This is a genomic window from Amycolatopsis sp. CA-161197, assembly GCF_050942255.1.
Classification (GTDB): domain Bacteria; phylum Actinomycetota; class Actinomycetes; order Mycobacteriales; family Pseudonocardiaceae; genus Amycolatopsis.
On sequence record NZ_CP192059.1, the window covers coordinates 8,200,460 to 8,216,388 of the forward strand.

General features: G+C 73.3%; 8 protein-coding genes. 1 reads left to right on the plus strand and 7 read right to left on the minus strand.

Features of this window, described 5'->3' with window-relative positions:
* Window positions 1-34: 34 nt before the first annotated feature.
* From ACQPXB_RS38765 to ACQPXB_RS38795, 7 genes are all read right to left on the minus strand, one after another.
* Window positions 35-4,738 (minus strand): type I polyketide synthase, encoded by a 4,704-nt coding sequence (locus ACQPXB_RS38765; protein WP_432846652.1) that lies wholly within the window; start codon window positions 4,736-4,738, stop codon window positions 35-37.
* Window positions 4,735-9,915 carry a type I polyketide synthase gene (locus ACQPXB_RS38770; protein WP_432846654.1) on the minus strand — a complete coding sequence of 1,727 codons (5,181 nt, stop codon included), beginning with the start codon at window positions 9,913-9,915 and terminating at the stop codon, window positions 4,735-4,737. Before ACQPXB_RS38770 ends, ACQPXB_RS38765 begins: the two co-directional genes overlap by 4 nt.
* A 107-nt stretch (window positions 9,916-10,022) precedes the next feature.
* The gene (locus tag ACQPXB_RS38775; protein ID WP_432846656.1) at window positions 10,023-10,925 is read right to left on the minus strand and encodes a nucleotide disphospho-sugar-binding domain-containing protein; all 903 of its coding nucleotides are present in this window, start codon (window positions 10,923-10,925) and stop codon (window positions 10,023-10,025) included.
* 99 nt (window positions 10,926-11,024) lie between these two features.
* Window positions 11,025-13,571 carry an ABC transporter permease gene (locus ACQPXB_RS38780; protein WP_432846658.1) on the minus strand — a complete coding sequence of 849 codons (2,547 nt, stop codon included), beginning with the start codon at window positions 13,569-13,571 and terminating at the stop codon, window positions 11,025-11,027.
* The gene (locus ACQPXB_RS38785) at window positions 13,568-14,326 is read right to left on the minus strand and encodes an ABC transporter ATP-binding protein (RefSeq protein WP_366584223.1); all 759 of its coding nucleotides are present in this window, start codon (window positions 14,324-14,326) and stop codon (window positions 13,568-13,570) included. The genes ACQPXB_RS38780 and ACQPXB_RS38785 overlap by 4 nt, the downstream gene beginning before the upstream one ends.
* A gap of 5 nt (window positions 14,327-14,331) precedes the next feature.
* The gene (locus ACQPXB_RS38790) at window positions 14,332-14,574 is read right to left on the minus strand and encodes a hypothetical protein (protein ID WP_432846660.1); all 243 of its coding nucleotides are present in this window, start codon (window positions 14,572-14,574) and stop codon (window positions 14,332-14,334) included.
* Between the two features lie 101 nt (window positions 14,575-14,675).
* A complete protein-coding gene (locus ACQPXB_RS38795) occupies window positions 14,676-15,116 on the minus strand; it encodes a hypothetical protein (protein WP_432846662.1) in 441 nt (146 codons plus the stop codon).
* Window positions 15,117-15,195: 79 nt separating this feature from the next.
* Between ACQPXB_RS38795 and ACQPXB_RS38800 the strand changes: the two genes are divergently transcribed.
* Entirely contained in the window at window positions 15,196-15,921 is a 726-nt protein-coding gene (locus tag ACQPXB_RS38800; RefSeq protein WP_432846663.1) for a TetR/AcrR family transcriptional regulator, read from the plus strand.
* The last annotated feature ends 8 nt before the right edge of the window (window positions 15,922-15,929 follow it).

Sequence of the window (15,929 nt, forward strand, 5' to 3'; positions counted from 1 at the left end):
GCGAGATTCCTCTTGTCGCTGCAGTGGGCGGGTGTCAGGCGCCGAGCTCGTTGTCGATGAGGGCGAACAGCTCGTCGGTGGTCGCGGCTTCCAGCGCGGCTTCCGCGCCGGCTCCGCTGCCGGCCAGCGTCTTGTGCAGGGTGGTGACCATCGCCTGCAGCCGCGCGACGATGCGCGACCGGTCGATCTCCGCGGCGTCGAGCGAAGCGGCGGCAGCCTCCAGGCGGTCGAGCTCCACCTCGAGCGGCACCTCGGCGTCGCCTTCGCACAGCTGCGTCCACAGGTGCTCGGCGAGCGCCTGCGGGTTCACGTGGTCGAACGCGACGGTCGCGGGCAGCTTCAGGCCGGTGGCGGCGCCGAGCCGGTTGCGCAGGTCGACGGCCGTCACGGAGTCGAAACCGAGCTCCTTGAACGCGCGGGCCGGCTCGACCGAACCGGCGCCGTCGTAGCCGGCGACGGCCGAGACCTCGCCGCGCACCAGATCCAGCAGGGTGCGGCGCTGTTCGGGGGCGGTCAGGCCGGCGAGCTTCCCGGCGAGGTCGCCGGTGGACTCGACCGGAGCCTCGTCGGCGGTGACCTCGGGCAGCGCACGCAGCAACGGCCGCGGCCGGGCGAGCTGGTAGACGGGCGCGAACGCCGCCCAGTCGATGTCCGCGACGACCAGGTACGTGTCGTCGTGCGCGAGGGCCTGGCCGAGTGCTTCGACGGCGAGCTTCGGCGCCATCTCGGCCAGGCCCATGCGGCGCAGCAGGTCGCTCGCCTCGGCGTCGACCATGCCCCCGCCGCCCCAGGAACCCCAGGCGACGGCGGTGGCGGTACGGCCGTTCGCACGGCGGCGGCGGGCGAGGGCGTCGAGGTAGGCGTTGCCGGCTGCGTAGGCGGGCTGGCCTGACGTGCCCCAGACCGCCGCGCCGGAGGACATCAGCACGAAGGCGTCGAGCTCGGCGTCGCCCAGCAGTTCGTCCAGCAGGGCGGCACCGGCGACCTTCGCGTGGAGGGCGGCGGTGAACTGCTCGGGCGTGACGTCGTCGAGTGACGGCTCCCGGGTGAGCACCCCGGCGGCGTGGACGACGGCCGTCGGCGGGTGCTCTTCCAGCAGGGCCGCAAGCGCTTGCGCGTCCGTGACGTCACACGCGGCGACGGTGACGCGCGTGCCGGACAGCTCCTCCACCAGCTCGCGCGCACCGTCGGCGTCGAGGCCGCGTCGGCTGGTGAGCAAGAGGTGTTCGGCGCCCTTCGCGGCGAGCCAACGGGCGACGTGCGCGCCGACCGCGCCCGTGCCGCCGGTGATCAGCACGGTGCCGCGCGGAGTCCACTCGGGAGCGTCGCCGGTGAGCGGCGCGTGGGCCATCCGCTTGGCGAAGACGCCGGACGGGCGGATCGCGACCTGGTCCTCGTTGTCCACTCCGGACACGATGGCGGCCAGTTTCGCCGCGTCGCCGGGGCCGGTGACGTCCACCAGGCCTCCCCAGGTGCCGGGGCGGTCGAGCGCGGCGACCGTGCCGAGGCCCCACACCATGGCGGCGGCCGGGTCGGCGTCGGAGAACGCGTCCACGGCGACGGCGCCCCGCGTGACGACCCAGACCGGCGCGTCGATGTCGCCCAGGGCCTGCAGCAGCTCGATCGTGGTGAGCGCGGGGTTGTCCGCGCCGAGGGCGAGCAGCGAGAGCACGCCGTCGAACGGCCGGACTGCCGTCGCCTCGGTGATCAGGGTCGCGAGGTCGTCGGTGCTCTCGACGAACAGGCGGACGACGTCACCCTGCTCCGCGAGCGCGTCGGCCAGCTCGGCGGCGCCGGCGGGGGCGACGACCAACCAGGCGCCGGTCAGCCCGCCGGTGACGCCGCCGATCGGCGTCCACGACACGCGGTAGCGCCAGGAGTCCACGGTGGACAGTTCGGTGCGGCGGCTGTGCCACGTGGCCAGCGCCGGCACGACCTCGGCGAGGGGCTGTGCCTCCACGCCCAGCCGAGCGGCGAGCGCGGCGACGTCCCCTTCGGCGACGTCCTGCCAGAACTCCTGGTCGGCGACGGGCATGGCCGGCGAAGCCGGGGCGTCGGCTTCCTCGCGCCAGAAACGCTTGTGCTGGAACGGGTAAGTCGGCAGGTCGACGATCCCCGCCGCCGGGATCAGCGAGGACCAGTCGACCGAGCCGCCGCGGACCCAGTACTCGGCGAGTGAGGTCGCGAACCGCGTCAGGTCGCCTTCGTCGCGGCGCAGGGTCCCGGCGACGGCACCGGCGTGGCCGGCTTCGTCGAGGGTCTCCTGGATGCTCATGGTCAGCACCGGGTGCGGGCTGATCTCCACGAACCGCGTGTAGCCGGCGGCGGCAAGCTGCGCGACGACCGGCGCGAACCGCACGGTCCGGCGCAGGTTCGCGAACCAGTAGGCAGCGTCCACAGTGGAATCGCCGACGGGTTCGAGCGTCACCGTGGAGGTCATGGCGACCTCACCGCGACGGGGGCGAATCGGGCCCAGATCGGCCAGCAGCCGGTCGGCCAGGTGCTCGACGTGCGCGGAGTGCGACGCGTAGTCCACCGGCACGCGCTTGGCGCGCAGGCCCTCGGCGACGAGCTGGTCGCGCAGGTGGTCGAGCGCGTCGCCGTCGCCGGAGAGCACGGCGGAGGTGGCGCCGTTGTCAGCGGCCACCGAGATCCGGCCGTCCCACGCACCGAGGCGGGCTTCGAGGTCGGTCGCGGCCAGCCCGGCGGCGAGCATCCCGCCGCCCCGTCCGCCGAGGACCTCCCCGATGGCCTTGCTGCGCAGGGCGACCACGCGAGCACCGTCTTCGAGAGACAGCGCACCCGCGACGCTCGCGGCGGCGATCTCGCCCTGCGAGTGGCCGATGACCATGTCCGGCTCCACGCCGTGCACGCGCCACACCGCGGCCAGCGACACCATCACGGCCCACAGCATCGGCTGCACCACGTCCACGCGGTCCGCGGGCGGCGTGCCCGGCTCGCCGTGCAGGACGGCGAGCACCGACCAGCCGGTGAACTTGCGCAGCTCGGCGTCGCATTCGGCCATGCGCGAGGCGAACACGGGCGACTGCCGCAGCAGCTGCGTCGCCATCCCGGTCCACTGAGAACCCTGGCCGGGGAAGACGAACACCGTCTTGCCGCGAACGTCGGCGGTACCCGTGACGACGTCGGGCCGGGAACTGAACTCCTGCAGCGCCTCCGCGGCCTGCTCCGGATTCTGCGCCAGGACCACGGCGCGCTGGTCCAGCCGGGCCCGGCCGATCGCCAGCGTGTGCGCCACCCCGGCGAGCCCGGCGTCCACAGGGGACGCCAGCTGGGCGGCAGCCTCGGCCAGCGCGGCCGGGTTCTTCGCCGACAGCACCAGCGGATACACCGGCGCCTCGCCCGGCTCGACGGCTTCGACCTCGGGTGCCTGCTCCAGGATCACGTGCGCGTTGGTGCCGCTGACCCCGAACGACGACACGGCACCGCGGCGCGCCCGCGCCACTTCGGGCCAGTCGCGCGGCTCGGCGAGCAGCTCCACGGCGCCGGACGTCCAGTCGACGTGCTTCGACGGCGTGCCCAGGTGGATCGTGCGCGGCAGCTTGCCGTGGCGCAGCGCCTGCACCATCTTGATCACCCCGGCGACACCGGCCGCGGCCTGCGGGTGACCCATGTTCGACTTGATCGACCCGAGCAACAGCGGCTCACCCGACGTGCGCCGGCCGTAGGTCTCCAGCAGCGACTGTGCCTCGATCGGGTCACCGAGCGCGGTGCCCGTGCCGTGGGCCTCGACGGCGTCCACATCGGACACCGACAGCCCGGCGTCGGCCAGCGCCGCCTCGATCACCCGAACCTGCGAAGGGCCGTTGGGGGCGGAAAAGCCGTTGCTGGCCCCGTCCTGGTTCACCGCCGAGCCGCGCACCAGGGCGAGCACCCGGTGGCCGTTGCGCTGTGCGTCCGACAGTCGCTCCAGCACGAGGACACCCACGCCCTCGGCCCACGACGTGCCGTCGGCGTCGTCGGAGAACGACTTGCTGCGCCCGTCGGCGGCGAGGCCGCGGCGGCTGCAGAAGTCCACGAACATCTCCGGCGTGCCCATCACGGCGACACCGCCGGCCAGCGCCAGCGAACAGTCGCCGCGGCGCAGCCCCTGCGCCGCCAGGTGCAGCGCGACGAGCGAAGACGAGCAGGCCGTGTCCACCGACACGGACGGGCCTTCGAGCCCGAGCGTGTACGACACCTGGCCGGACACCAGGCTCCCGTCGGGGCTGCCGCCGCTGTAGTCGTGGTACATCACGCCCGCGTAGACGCCGGTGGGGCTGCCCTTGAGCGAGTGCGGGTCGAGCCCGGCGCGCTCGAACGCCTCCCACGACGCCTCCAGCAGGATGCGCTGCTGCGGGTCGGCGCGGCGCGCGTCGCGGGGGCTGATGCCGAAGAAGTCGGCGTCGAAATCCGGGGCGTCGTAGAGGAAGCCGCCGTGGCGGGTGTATGTCTTGCCCGGCCGCTCCGGCGTCGGGTCGTACACGCCCTCGACGTCCCAGCCGCGGTCGGCCGGGAACTCGCCGATCACGTCGCGGCCTTCGTCGACGACGTCCCACAGGTCGTCCGGTGTCCGCACGCCCCCGGGGTAGCGGCAGCTCATGCCGATGATCGCGATGGGCTCGGTGTCCCGGGCCTCCAGCTCGTGCACCCGCCGGCGGGCCTGCTGCAGGTCCGCGGTGGCGCGCTTCAGGTAGTCGCGGAGCTTGTCCTCGTTGCTCATGGTCTGCCTGTTCATCCGATGCCCAATTCGTCGTCCAGCACGGCAAAGAGCTCGTCGTCGGTGGCTTCGCCGAGGTCGGCGGTCGTTTCGCGGCCGGTGTGCGCGTCGGCCCACTTGCGCACGAGCGCGTCGAGGCGGGCGGTGACCTTGCCGGTCGAGCCGTTCAGCGAGCCGGCGGCGCCCGACAGCAGCGCCTCGAGCCGGTCGATCTCGGCCAGCACCGGGTCGGCCGGGCCGCGGCCCTCGCCCAGCAGGTCGTGCAGCCGGCGCGCGAGCGCGGCCGGCGTCGGGTGGTCGAAGACGACCGTGGCCGTGAGCTTGAGGCCGGTCAGCGCGCCGAGCTGGTTGCGCAGCTCCACGGAGGTGAGGGAGTCGAACCCCATCTCCTGGAACGCGCGCCCGGGCTCGACCGCGGCCCCGCTCGTGAAACCGAGGACCGCGGCGACCTGCTCCGACACGACCTCCAGCAGGTAGGCCTCGCGCTCGGCCTCCGCCACCGTGGCCAGCCGGGCGGCGACGGCCCCGTCCGCACGGCCCGCCCGCTTCGGCGCGGCCGGGCGGACGAAGCCGCGCAGCACGGGCGGGAGCGCGTCCCCGCGAGCCTTCAGCGCGGCGCGATCGAGGCGCACGGGCGCGAGCACGGCGTCGTCGGCGGTGAGGCACGCGTCGAGCAGGGCGAGGGCTTCACCGGTCGCCATCGGCGGGGTGCCGAGGCGACGGAGGCGACGCAGGTCCGCGGCGTCGAGCTCGCCGGCCATGCCGCCGTCCTCGGCCCACGCGCCCCAGGCGAGGGAGATCGCGGGTTTGCCTTGTGCACGGCGGTGTTCGGCCAGCTGGTCGAGGAAGGCGTTGGCCGCCGCGTACCCCGCCTGGCCGGCGGCGAGGACGGAGCTCGCGGCGGAGGAGAACAGCACGAAGGCGTCGAGGTCACCGGTGAGCTCGTGGAGGTTCCAGGCACCGTCGACCTTCGGCCCGAAGACGCGGTCGGTCTCGTCGTCGGTGAGGGTTTCGACGCGTCCCGCGGACGGGACGCCGGCGGCGTGGATGACGGCGGTGACCCGCGTGCCGTCCAGCAGGGACCGCACGGAGCCGGGGTCGGTGACGTCGCAGCTTTTGATGGTGACGTGTGCGCCGAGGGCGGTGAGTTCGGCGCACAGGTCGGCGGCGCCGGGTGCCTCCGCGCCGCGGCGGCTGGTGAGGAGCAGGCGGCGGACGCCGTGGGTGCCGACGAGGTGCCGGGCCACGACCGCGCCGAGCCCACCGGTGCCGCCGGTGATGAGGACGGTGCCGTCGGGGTCCCAGCCCAGGTCTTTCACGGTGGGTGCGGCGACGGTGAAGCGAGGTACGAAGGCCTGGCCATCGCGGACGGCGACCTCGGGCTCCTCGGTGAGCGAGGTCGGTTCGCCGTCGACGAGGAGGAACCGGCCCGGGTTCTCGGCCTCGGCCGCGCGGACCAGGCCCCACGCCGTTGCCAGCGCCGGGTGCACGTCTTCCCCGGCCACCGACACGGCGCCTCGGGTGACGACGGCCAAGCGGCCGGTCCCGTCGAGCGTCTCGCGGATGGCGGTCAGCACCTCGCGGGTGATCGCGCGGGCCGCGGCGGGCACCGGACCGTCCGGAGTGGACAGTTCGAGGATGCGGGCGGCTTCGACGGGGACGGTTTCATTCGCCGGTTCCCACGAGGTGCGGAACAGCGAGTCCCTGGCGCCACCGAGTTTGTCGAGCGAAACCGCGCGGGCGGCGAGGGCGTCCACCGTCAGCACAGGGCCGCCGGTCGAATCGGCGATCCGCACCGTGATGGTGTCCGGGCCGGCCGGTGACACCCGCACCCGGAGCGCCGACGCGCCGGCGGAGTGCAGAGTCGTGCCGGAGAAGGAGAACGGGAGCATCGGCGCCGGGTCTGCGAGCAGAGAGCCCTCTTCGGGCACCGGGCCGAGGAGCTGGGCGTGCAGGGCGGCGTCGAGCAGGGCGGGGTGGAGACCGTAGTCGCGGGCCTCGGCGCCGTCGGCCAAGGTGACCTCCGCGTAGACGTCGTCGCCGGAACGCCACATCACGCGCAGGCCCTGGAACGCCGGCCCGTAGTCGTAGCCGAGGGCCGCGAGCGTCTCGTACGGGTCGGCCAGCGCGACCTCGGTGGCGCCGGCGGGCGGCCATTCGGTGAGCCGCCACGACGGCACTTCGGCCTCGGGCGTCACGAAACCACTCGCGTGGCGAACCCACTCGGCGGCCTCGTCGCGTCGCGAGTGGACGGTCACGGGACGTCGTCCGTCGGCGTCGGCGGCCTCCACGGTCACCTGGATCGCGGCGCCTTCGGCCAGGGTGAGCGGGGCTTCGAGCGTGAGCTCTTCGAGGTGTGCGCAGCCGACCTCGTCGGCGGCGCGCTGCACCAGCTCGACGAACGCCGTGCCGGGTAGCAGGACGGTGCCGAGCACCACGTGATCGGCAATCCAGCCCGTGGCCGACAGCCGCCCGGTGAGCACGACGGTGTCGCGGTCGGCGAGGCGGACGACGGAGCTGAGCATCGGGTGCGCGGCGCGTTCCTGGCCGTGCTCGGCCGGATCGCCCGACGCTGTGGTGGCGGGCAGCCAGTAGCGGGTGCGGCGGAACGCGTAGGTCGGCAGGTCCACGCGCCGGGCCCCGGCGTAGAAAGTGTGCCAGTCCACCTCGACACCGCGGGTGTGGAGGGTCGCCAGGGCGGTGACCAGCGCGTGCGCTTCGGGCCGGCCCTTGCGCTGTGCGGGGACGAAGGCGTCGGCGGCCGTCACGCTGAGGATCGCGGCCGGGCCGACCTCGAGGAATGTGGTGACACCGTGGCCGAGCAACGTCTGCACGCCGTCGTGGAACCGCACGGCCGCGCGGACCTGGTGCACCCAGTAGTCCGGAGTGGACGGATCACCGCCGGCCGTGGCGACGACCGGGATCCGTGGCTTCGCGTAGGTGAGCTTCTTCGCCACCGCGGCGAACTCGGCGAGCATCGGTTCCATCAGCGGCGAGTGGAACGCGTGCGAGACCTTGAGCTTCGTGGACTTGCGCTCGCTGAAGTTCGCAACCACATCGGCGACGGCTTCCTCGCTGCCGGAAAGCACGACGGAGTCGGGGCCGTTGATCGCGGCGACGCTGACGTTCGGGGTCAGATGCGGCGTGACCTCGTCCTCGGTCGCTTGCACCGCCACCATCGCGCCGCCGGCCGGAAGGGCCTGCATCAGCTTCGCGCGGGCCGAGACCAGCGTGGCGGCGTCCTCGAGAGTCAGGATCCCGGCGACGTGCGCCGCGGCCAGCTCGCCGATCGAGTGCCCCAGCACGTGGTCGGGCCGCACCCCCCACGATTCGAGCAGCCGGAACAACGCCACCTCGAACGCGAACAACGCCGGCTGCGCGTATCCGGTCCGCTCCAGCAGCTCGCCGTCGTCCAGCGCCGCCTTCAGCCCGGGGTCGAGCAGCGCACACGCCTGGTCGAAGGCCTCGGCGAACACCGGGTACGCCGCCGCGAGCTCCCGGCCCATGCCCGCGTGCTGCGCGCCCTGGCCGGTGCAGACGAACGCCGTACGGCCCGAACCGCGGACGCCCCGGATACCGCCTTCGGCCAGCCCGGCCAGCAGCTCTTCGCGGTTCGCGCCGACGACCACCGCGCGGTGGTCGAGTGAAGACCGGGTCGTGGCCAGGGAAAACCCGACGTCCGTGATCGGCAGCGCCGAATCGAGGCGCTGGGCGAGGTTCTCCACCTGGGCGTCCAGCGCGTCCGCCGAGTCGGCCGACAGCGGCCACACCACAACCGGCACCGAAACTACCGGCACCGAAACTTCCGGCTCGGTCACTTCCGCCTCGAGCGTCGGCGCTTCCGCCTGCTCGATGATCACGTGTGCGTTGGTGCCGCTGATCCCGAACGACGACACCGCCGCCCGCCGCGGCCGCCCGGTTTCGGGCCACTCGCGCGCCTCGGTGAGCAGCTCGACCGCGCCCGACGCCCAGTCGACGTGGGGCGAAGGAGCGTCCACGTGCAGCGTCTTCGGCAGTACCCCGTGCCGGATGGCCTCGACGACCTTGATGATCCCGCCGACGCCCGCCGCGGCCTGCGTGTGGCCGATGTTGGACTTGAGCGAACCGAGCCACAGCGGTTCCGCGCGGTCCTGGCCGTAGGTGGCCAGCAGGGCCTGCGCCTCGATCGGATCGCCGAGCTTCGTGCCGGTGCCGTGTCCCTCGACGAGGTCGACGTCGGCGGTCGTCAGGCCGGCCGACGCGAGCGCGCTGCGGATCACCCGCTGCTGCGCCGGTCCATTGGGGACGGTCAGGCCGCTCGACGCGCCGTCGGAGTTCACCGCGCTGCCGCGCACCACGGCGAGCACGGGGTGGCCCAGCCGCTGCGCGTCGGAAAGGCGTTCCAGCACGAGCATGCCCGCGCCCTCGCCCCAGCCCGTGCCGTCGGCCGCGGCGGCGAACGCCTTGCAGCGCCCGTCGTCGGACAGCCCGCGCTGCTCGGTGAAGTAGACGAAGGTCTCGGGCGTCGCCATCACCGTGACGCCGCCGACGAGCGCGAGCGAGCAGTCGCCGCGGCGCAGCGCCTGGCCGGCCCAGTGCAGGGCGACGAGCGACGAGGAACACGCGGTGTCCACGCTCAGCGCGGGACCTTCCAGCCCGAGCGCGTAGGCGACGCGGCCGGACACCACACTGCCGGCGGCCGCGTGGCCCGCGTAGTCGTGGTACATCACGCCGGTGAACACACCGGTGCTGCTGCCGCGCAGGGTTTCCGGCACGATTCCGGCGCGTTCCAGCGCTTCCCACGCCGTTTCCAGCATGAGCCGCTGCTGCGCGTCCATGGAAAGCGCCTCACGCGGGGAAATGCCGAAGAATTCGGGGTCGAATTCGGCCGCGTCGTAGAGGAACCCGGCTTCGCGCGTATTCGTGGTGCCGGGGCGTTCTCCGGTGGGGTCGTGCAGGGTGTCGAGCGGCCAACCGCGGTCCGCCGGGAACTCGCCGATGGCGTCGGTGCCGGTGGCGACCAGCCTCCACAGGTCTTCCGGCGTCCGGACCCCGCCCGGGTAGCGGCAGGCCGTGCCGACGATCGCCAGGGGTTCGCTGTCGCGGTCGCGCGATTCCTGCAGGGCGCGCTTGGTCTCGCGCAGTTCCGTCGTCGCGCGTTTGAGATACCCGAGCAGTTTGCGCTCGTTCTCACCGGACGGGCTTTCGGTACTCACGGATTCGACCCACCTAACCGCGGAAAGGGGTGGAAGGTGCCACGTCGAAAACGCTACCGAGGCCCTGGTGGCCGCCCCACCCCTAACGGGGCCGGGCGGCCCCACAATCACCGCGTCAGCTCGGCCAGCACAGCGTGCGGGGCCGGCAGCGCGGCGATTTCCTCGCGCAGCGCCACGGCTTTGGCCCGCACCCCGCCGTCGGCCACCACGTCGGCGACGTGCTCGACGGCGCCGACGAACCCGGCACCGGCTTCGGCCACCCGGGCCGCGAAATCGTTGCCGGCCAAGGAAAGCTGCGGCAGGCCGTGCGCCACCGCCGCGAGCGCGAGGGCGGGGTCGCCGTCGTGGACGACCGCGGCGCACGTGGGCAGCACGGCGGCGGGCGGGGCGACGTCGACGAGCTTCACGTTGGCAGGCACCGTGGTCCCCGGGCCGAACGTGTCGGCGCGCGCCGCGCACAGCAGCTCGGCGTCCACAGTGGCCACGGCGTCGAAGACCGGGCCGAACAGCGAGGTGTCGTCGAGGGAAAGCAGGATCCGGGCCCGCCGGGCCTTGCGGCGCAACCAGTTCGGCACGACCACGGGGCCGAAGTGCGGCACGTGCCGCACGGCACGCACGCCCGAACCGTTGTCCCGCAATGAAGGCGGCACGACGTCGAACGTGGCGTCGGCGTCGGAAGCGGCCGGTTCGTCACCGGCGCCGAGCAGCCGAACCGCCACGGCCTCGACCGCGCGCGCGGCGGCCGTGCCGGCGGGTGCCAGCGCGTCGGAGACCACGACCTCGGGCCGCCAGAGCTTGGCGAACTCGACCAGCGCGACCGATTCGGCCAGCGTTTCCCCGTCGCCCTCTTCGAGGTCCACGGCGACGCAGCCGGTGGCGAGGATCTCCTCGACGAACGAGGGCCGTCCGGCGATCTTCACGTCGTGGCCGGCGGTGCGCAGCGCCCACGCGAGCGGGACGAGCGTGCGCAGACGAGCGGGCGACGACGGCACGGCCAGGAGTACTCGCATGGAAATCCACTCCAGAAAGGGGAAACCGGGCCGGCCCGGTGCGGATAGTCGAATTCGAGACTAGCCACCCGGAACCGGCCCGCGTACCCCTAGAAAAGCTCACTGCCCGGGCAGCGTCACCGCCTCGATCGGGCTGCGGCGCATGGCCAGCCGGGCCGAAAGCGCGGTGACGGGCCACACGATCACGAACACCGCCGCGATCACCGCGAAGAACACCCAGATCGGCCCGACCGGCACGATGGTCCCCGACGAGATCGCCATGGGCACCATGGTGAACAACGAGATCACCGTGCCGAGCACGATCCCGAGCACCGCCAGGATCCCGCCCTCGATCATGAGCATCGACCGGACCTGACGCCGCCCCGCGCCCGCCAGCCGCTGCACGCCGAACTCCCGCCGCCGCGAAAGCACCGCCACCGCAAGGGTGTTCACGGCCGCGATGGCCGCGTACGCGATGGCCAGCACGGCCAGCAGGTAGTGGATCATCGCCTCGACGTCGGCGCTGGCGGCGAAGCTCTCCGTCAGCGTGTCCGAGTCGCCGACCACGACCCCGGGCCAGTTGTGCGTCGCCGCGGTGACGGCCGAGACGACCGCCGACGCGTCCTGCCCGTCCGCCGCGCGCACCAGCAGCCGGCTCGCGACGCCGGACGTGGTGTGCTGGGCGAGCAAAGCCGCCGGCAGCACGATGCTCGGGTAGCCCGAAGGGCTGTCGAGCAGCGCGACGATCCGCACGTGCGCCTGGCCCCCGTCACCGAGGCGCATCGTGATGGTGTCGCCGAGCTTGAGGTCCAGGTCGTCGGCGATGTCCTCGGGCAGCGCCACGGTGTCGCCGGTGAGGTCGCGCAGCGTCCCCGAGGTGACGGGCGTGGCGAGCACGCTGGTGTCACCCGCGTCGACGCCGAGCAGCCGGCCCGGGTCGCTGCCGTTGCCGTCGTAGGGTTCCTCGATCCAGCCCTGGCTCGTGACGAGTGGCGAAACCGTGCCCACGCCCGGCACCTGCTGCACGGCGCGGATCAGCTCGGGCGAGACCGCGCCGGTGCCGCTGTCCACCACCGCGTCGGCCTGCAGCTGCTCGGCATACGCGCCGACGATCGCGTGCTGCTGCGTGGTTTCCGCGTACACATTGCCCAGCGCGACCGCCGTCGCCAGCGTGATCGGCGTGAGCACCGCGGCGAACGCCACGGCGCGCGTGCGCGAGTTGATCACGGCCAGCGTCGCGTCGCGGCCGCCGACCCGCCGGATCAGCGGGCCGAAGCGCGTGGCGACGTAGGCCATCAGCTCCGGGCCGATGAGCGCGACGGCGATCGAACCGGTCAGCACGGCCGGACCGCACGCGGCCGAGGCGATGTCCACGGGCAGGAACAGCGTCGCGACGGCCAGGACGACCGTGAACCCGGCGAAGATCTTCGCGCCGAACTTGCGCACGTCGTTGACCTTCGCCGACGGGATCGACGCCTCGGCGAGCGCCTGCAGCGGACGCGAGCGCGCGGCCGGCAGCGCGGCGAACCACGCGGCGGCGAACGAGATCCCGAGCGCCAGCAGCAGACCACCCGCGAACGCGATGATCCCCTGGCTGAACTCCAGCTGCGGCGGCAGCACGCCGTCCTCGGTGGTGATCGCGAAGATCCGCGTGCCGACGAACCGGCCGAGGAACACGCCCGCGATCGCGGCCAGCACGGCAACCACCATCGTCTCCGAGAGCACCATGCGGTGCACCTGTCTCGGCGTCGCACCCGTGGCCCGCAGCAGCGCGAGCTCCTGTTGGCGCTGGCGCACGGTGAGGCTGATCGTCGCCGACACCACGAGCGCCATCACGACCAGCACCATGCCGCCGAAGACCCCGGCGAGCAGGATCAGCGGCAGCTGCGCGGCCTCGATGCCCGGGAATTCCGCGGAACCGCGGTCGGCTCCGGTCAGCACGGTCAGGCCCGGCACCTGCTCGGCGAGGCGGCCGGCCAGGTCGTCGGCGTCGACGCCGGGCGCCGGGAAGACGCCGGCGAGGTCGACGGTGCCCGGGTGCGTGGCGAACTGCTGCACGTCGCCGGCCGAGAAGAACAGCGCGGGCCCCGAAACGTCGGAGTGCGCGATGCCCGTCACGACGAAGTCGCGCGGCTGCGCGCCGTCCACGGCGATGGCCACCTGGCCACCGACCTGGACCCCGGCGGCGGACGCCTCGTCCAGCACGACCTGCCCGGCGTTCTGCGGCGGCGTGCCGTGCACCAGCGTGTAAGGCGCCAGCGCGGCCGACTCCCACCCGTGCCCGGCGAGCGTGTCGCCGCCCGCCTGCGGCCCGGCCGCGGTCACGACCACCGCCGGGAACGAGACGTCGGGCACGACCTGGCGCACGCCCTGCACACCCGCCAGCTTCGCGAGCTGGTCCGCGGGCACGCCGGCGCGTTCGCTGTAGGGCACGACCTGCGACTCTTCGTCGGGCAGCTTGAACCCGGCCGAACCGCCGACCACCACGGGCGCCGCGGCGAGCCGCTGGGGCTGCGCGTCGAGCGTCAGCGCGGTTTCGAACAGGCCGCCGCACGCGATGAGCAGCGAGCAGCCGACGAGGATCGCGACGAACGTCGCCAGCGAGGCGGCGGCGCGGAACCGCAGGCTGGCCAGCGCCATCCGGAGCACCACGCGCCGCGGGCTCACTGCCGCCCCCTCGCCAGCTTGGCCTGGGCGCCGAGGCGCGCCAGCTCGCCGGCCACGGCCTCGACGGCCGGGGCGGTCATGCGCGTCACGATCTGACCGTCCACAAGGAACAGCACGGTGTCGGCGAACGAAGCCGCGACCGGGTCGTGCGTGACCATCACGATGGTCTGGCCGGCGTCGGCGAGCTCGCGCAGCAGGCCGAGGACCTCGAGCGCGGTGCTCGTGTCGAGGGCGCCGGTCGGCTCGTCGGCGAACGTCACCTCCGACCGGCCGGCGAGTGCGCGGGCGATCGCCACGCGCTGCTGCTGGCCGCCGGAAAGCTCACCGGGGCGGTGCTTCACGCGGTGCGTGAGACCGACCCGCTCCACGACCTGCGCGATCCACGCCCGGTCGGGCTCACGCCCGGCGAGCAGCATCGGCAGCGTGATGTTCTCCTCGACGTTGAGCGCCGGCATGAGGTTGAACGACTGGAACACGAACGCCACGTGCTCGCGCCGCAGCTCCGTCAGCTGGGTCTCGCTCTTGCCCTTGAGGTCGGCGCCGACGAGCGTGACGCTGCCCGAGTCGGGCCGGTCGAGGCCCGCCGCGCAGTGCAGCAGCGTGCTCTTGCCGGACCCCGACGGGCCCATCACCGCGGTGAAGCTGCCGCGCGGGAAGTCGACGCTGACGCCGGCGAGCGCGACGACCTCGTTCTCTCCACGCCCATAGGTCTTTTTCACGGAGTCGAGCCGGACGGGCGACCCGGTGGCCGTCATCGTCGTCATGACCGGGCGACCCTCTCCTTCGCGCGGCCGCGGACCGCGAGCCACCAGGGCACCACGATCACGGCGCCGCCGAGGAGCGGCCAGATCCAGAACGGCGAGTGGTTCAGGCTCAGCGTGACGGAACACATGATCACCCAGATCAGCAGGTGGATCGCCGTGGCCACGAGCCACACGATCGTCACCACCTTCAAAGCGGTGGTGCGCCCCCCGGCCGTCGAACTGTCTGTCGTTTCGGCCATCTCGGCCCCCGATCGTTGAACTGTGTATGGCTTGCACAGTTTAGCGGACCAGTTGGCCAAGGGGAACCCAGGACCCTTTTCACCAGGTCAGGGGTTGCGCGTCAGTCGCCGGCGAGGCGCATCCGGCGGTCGCGCTCACGGGTCGACCACAGGCCGAGCACGATCAGGCCGCCGCCGAGCACGGGCCAGATCGGCCACGGCCCGTCCCAGTGGCCGCTGACCAGGCCGAGGATGAGGTAGACGAGCACGTTGACCACACTCGCCACCGCCCACACGGCCGCACCGACCCGGGGGGCGGCCTGCAGGATCGCCGGCACCGCAGCCTCCGCGCGGCCGGCCACGCCGGCGGTCAGCGCGGCGTAGTCGCCGGCCGATTCGACCCGGGCGATCCGTTGCGCCGCCTCGGCTTCGTCGTACTGCCCTTCATCGCGTGCGTGCTCGATCCGCGTGACCGCGAGCTTGCGGTCCAGCTCGGTGACCTTCGTGCGCTCCGGCCACAGGAGCCTGCCGATGGCCGAAGCCACCGGCTTGGTCTCGATCACGTCCGCTCGCCCTCCGCCCGAATCAGTGCAAGACTCTCACAGTTTACTGCCGGAGTACTCGCCAGGGAAGATGCGGACCATGCTGGACAGGGACACGACACCCGAACGGCCCCCGGGGCTCACGCTCGCCTGGGGCGGCGCTCCGCCGCCACGCCGCGGACCGCGGCCCGCGCACACCGTCGAACAGATCGTCGCGGCGGCCGTGGAGCTCGCCGACGCCGAGGGCGCCGCGGGCGCCTCCCTGCCGAACATCGCGCACGAGATCGGCGTGACGACCAACGCGCTGTACCGCTACGTCAGCTCGAAAGAGGAGCTGACGGTGCTGCTCGCCGACGCGGGCTGGGGCCCGCCGCCGCCGGCCCTGGTCGCGTCCGACGACTGGCGCGCCGACGTGCGGGCCTGGGCCCGTGCCGTCGTCGACCGGCTGCTGACCCGCCCGTGGCTGCTGGACCTGCCGCGCAGCGGCGACGCGATCACCCCGAACCGCCTGGCGTGGACGGAGCTCCTCCTGGCGGCCCTGACCCGCGCCGGTGTCCACAAAGGACATCTGCTCGGTTGCGTCACCATGGTGGCGGGCTTCGCCCACGCCGCCGCCGCGCGGCTCGCGTCCCCGGCCGGTCCCGGGGAGGCAACCGCCGTGCGGGATCACCTGCTGCCCCACCTCGACCGCCTCGGCTCGACACACCTGGCCGGCCTCGTCGCGGACGGCCAGTACCCGGCGACGCAACCCGAGGCAGAGGCGTTCCTCCAAGCCGGCCTCGACCACGTCGTCGCCGGCGTGTCCGGCTTCGCCGAGTCCCACTGACCCGCTCG

Bases quoted from the DNA above. Each gene is read 5' to 3' on its own strand.
- ACQPXB_RS38790 (WP_432846660.1), bottom strand. From the start codon at position 14,574: ATGGCCGAAACGACAGACAGTTCGACGGCCGGGGGGCGCACCACCGCT.
- ACQPXB_RS38775 (WP_432846656.1), bottom strand. From the start codon at position 10,925: ATGCGAGTACTCCTGGCCGTGCCGTCGTCGCCCGCTCGTCTGCGCACG.
- ACQPXB_RS38800 (WP_432846663.1), top strand. From the start codon at position 15,196: ATGCTGGACAGGGACACGACACCCGAACGGCCCCCGGGGCTCACGCTC.
- ACQPXB_RS38765 (WP_432846652.1), bottom strand. From the start codon at position 4,738: ATGAACAGGCAGACCATGAGCAACGAGGACAAGCTCCGCGACTACCTG.
- ACQPXB_RS38785 (WP_366584223.1), bottom strand. From the start codon at position 14,326: ATGACGGCCACCGGGTCGCCCGTCCGGCTCGACTCCGTGAAAAAGACC.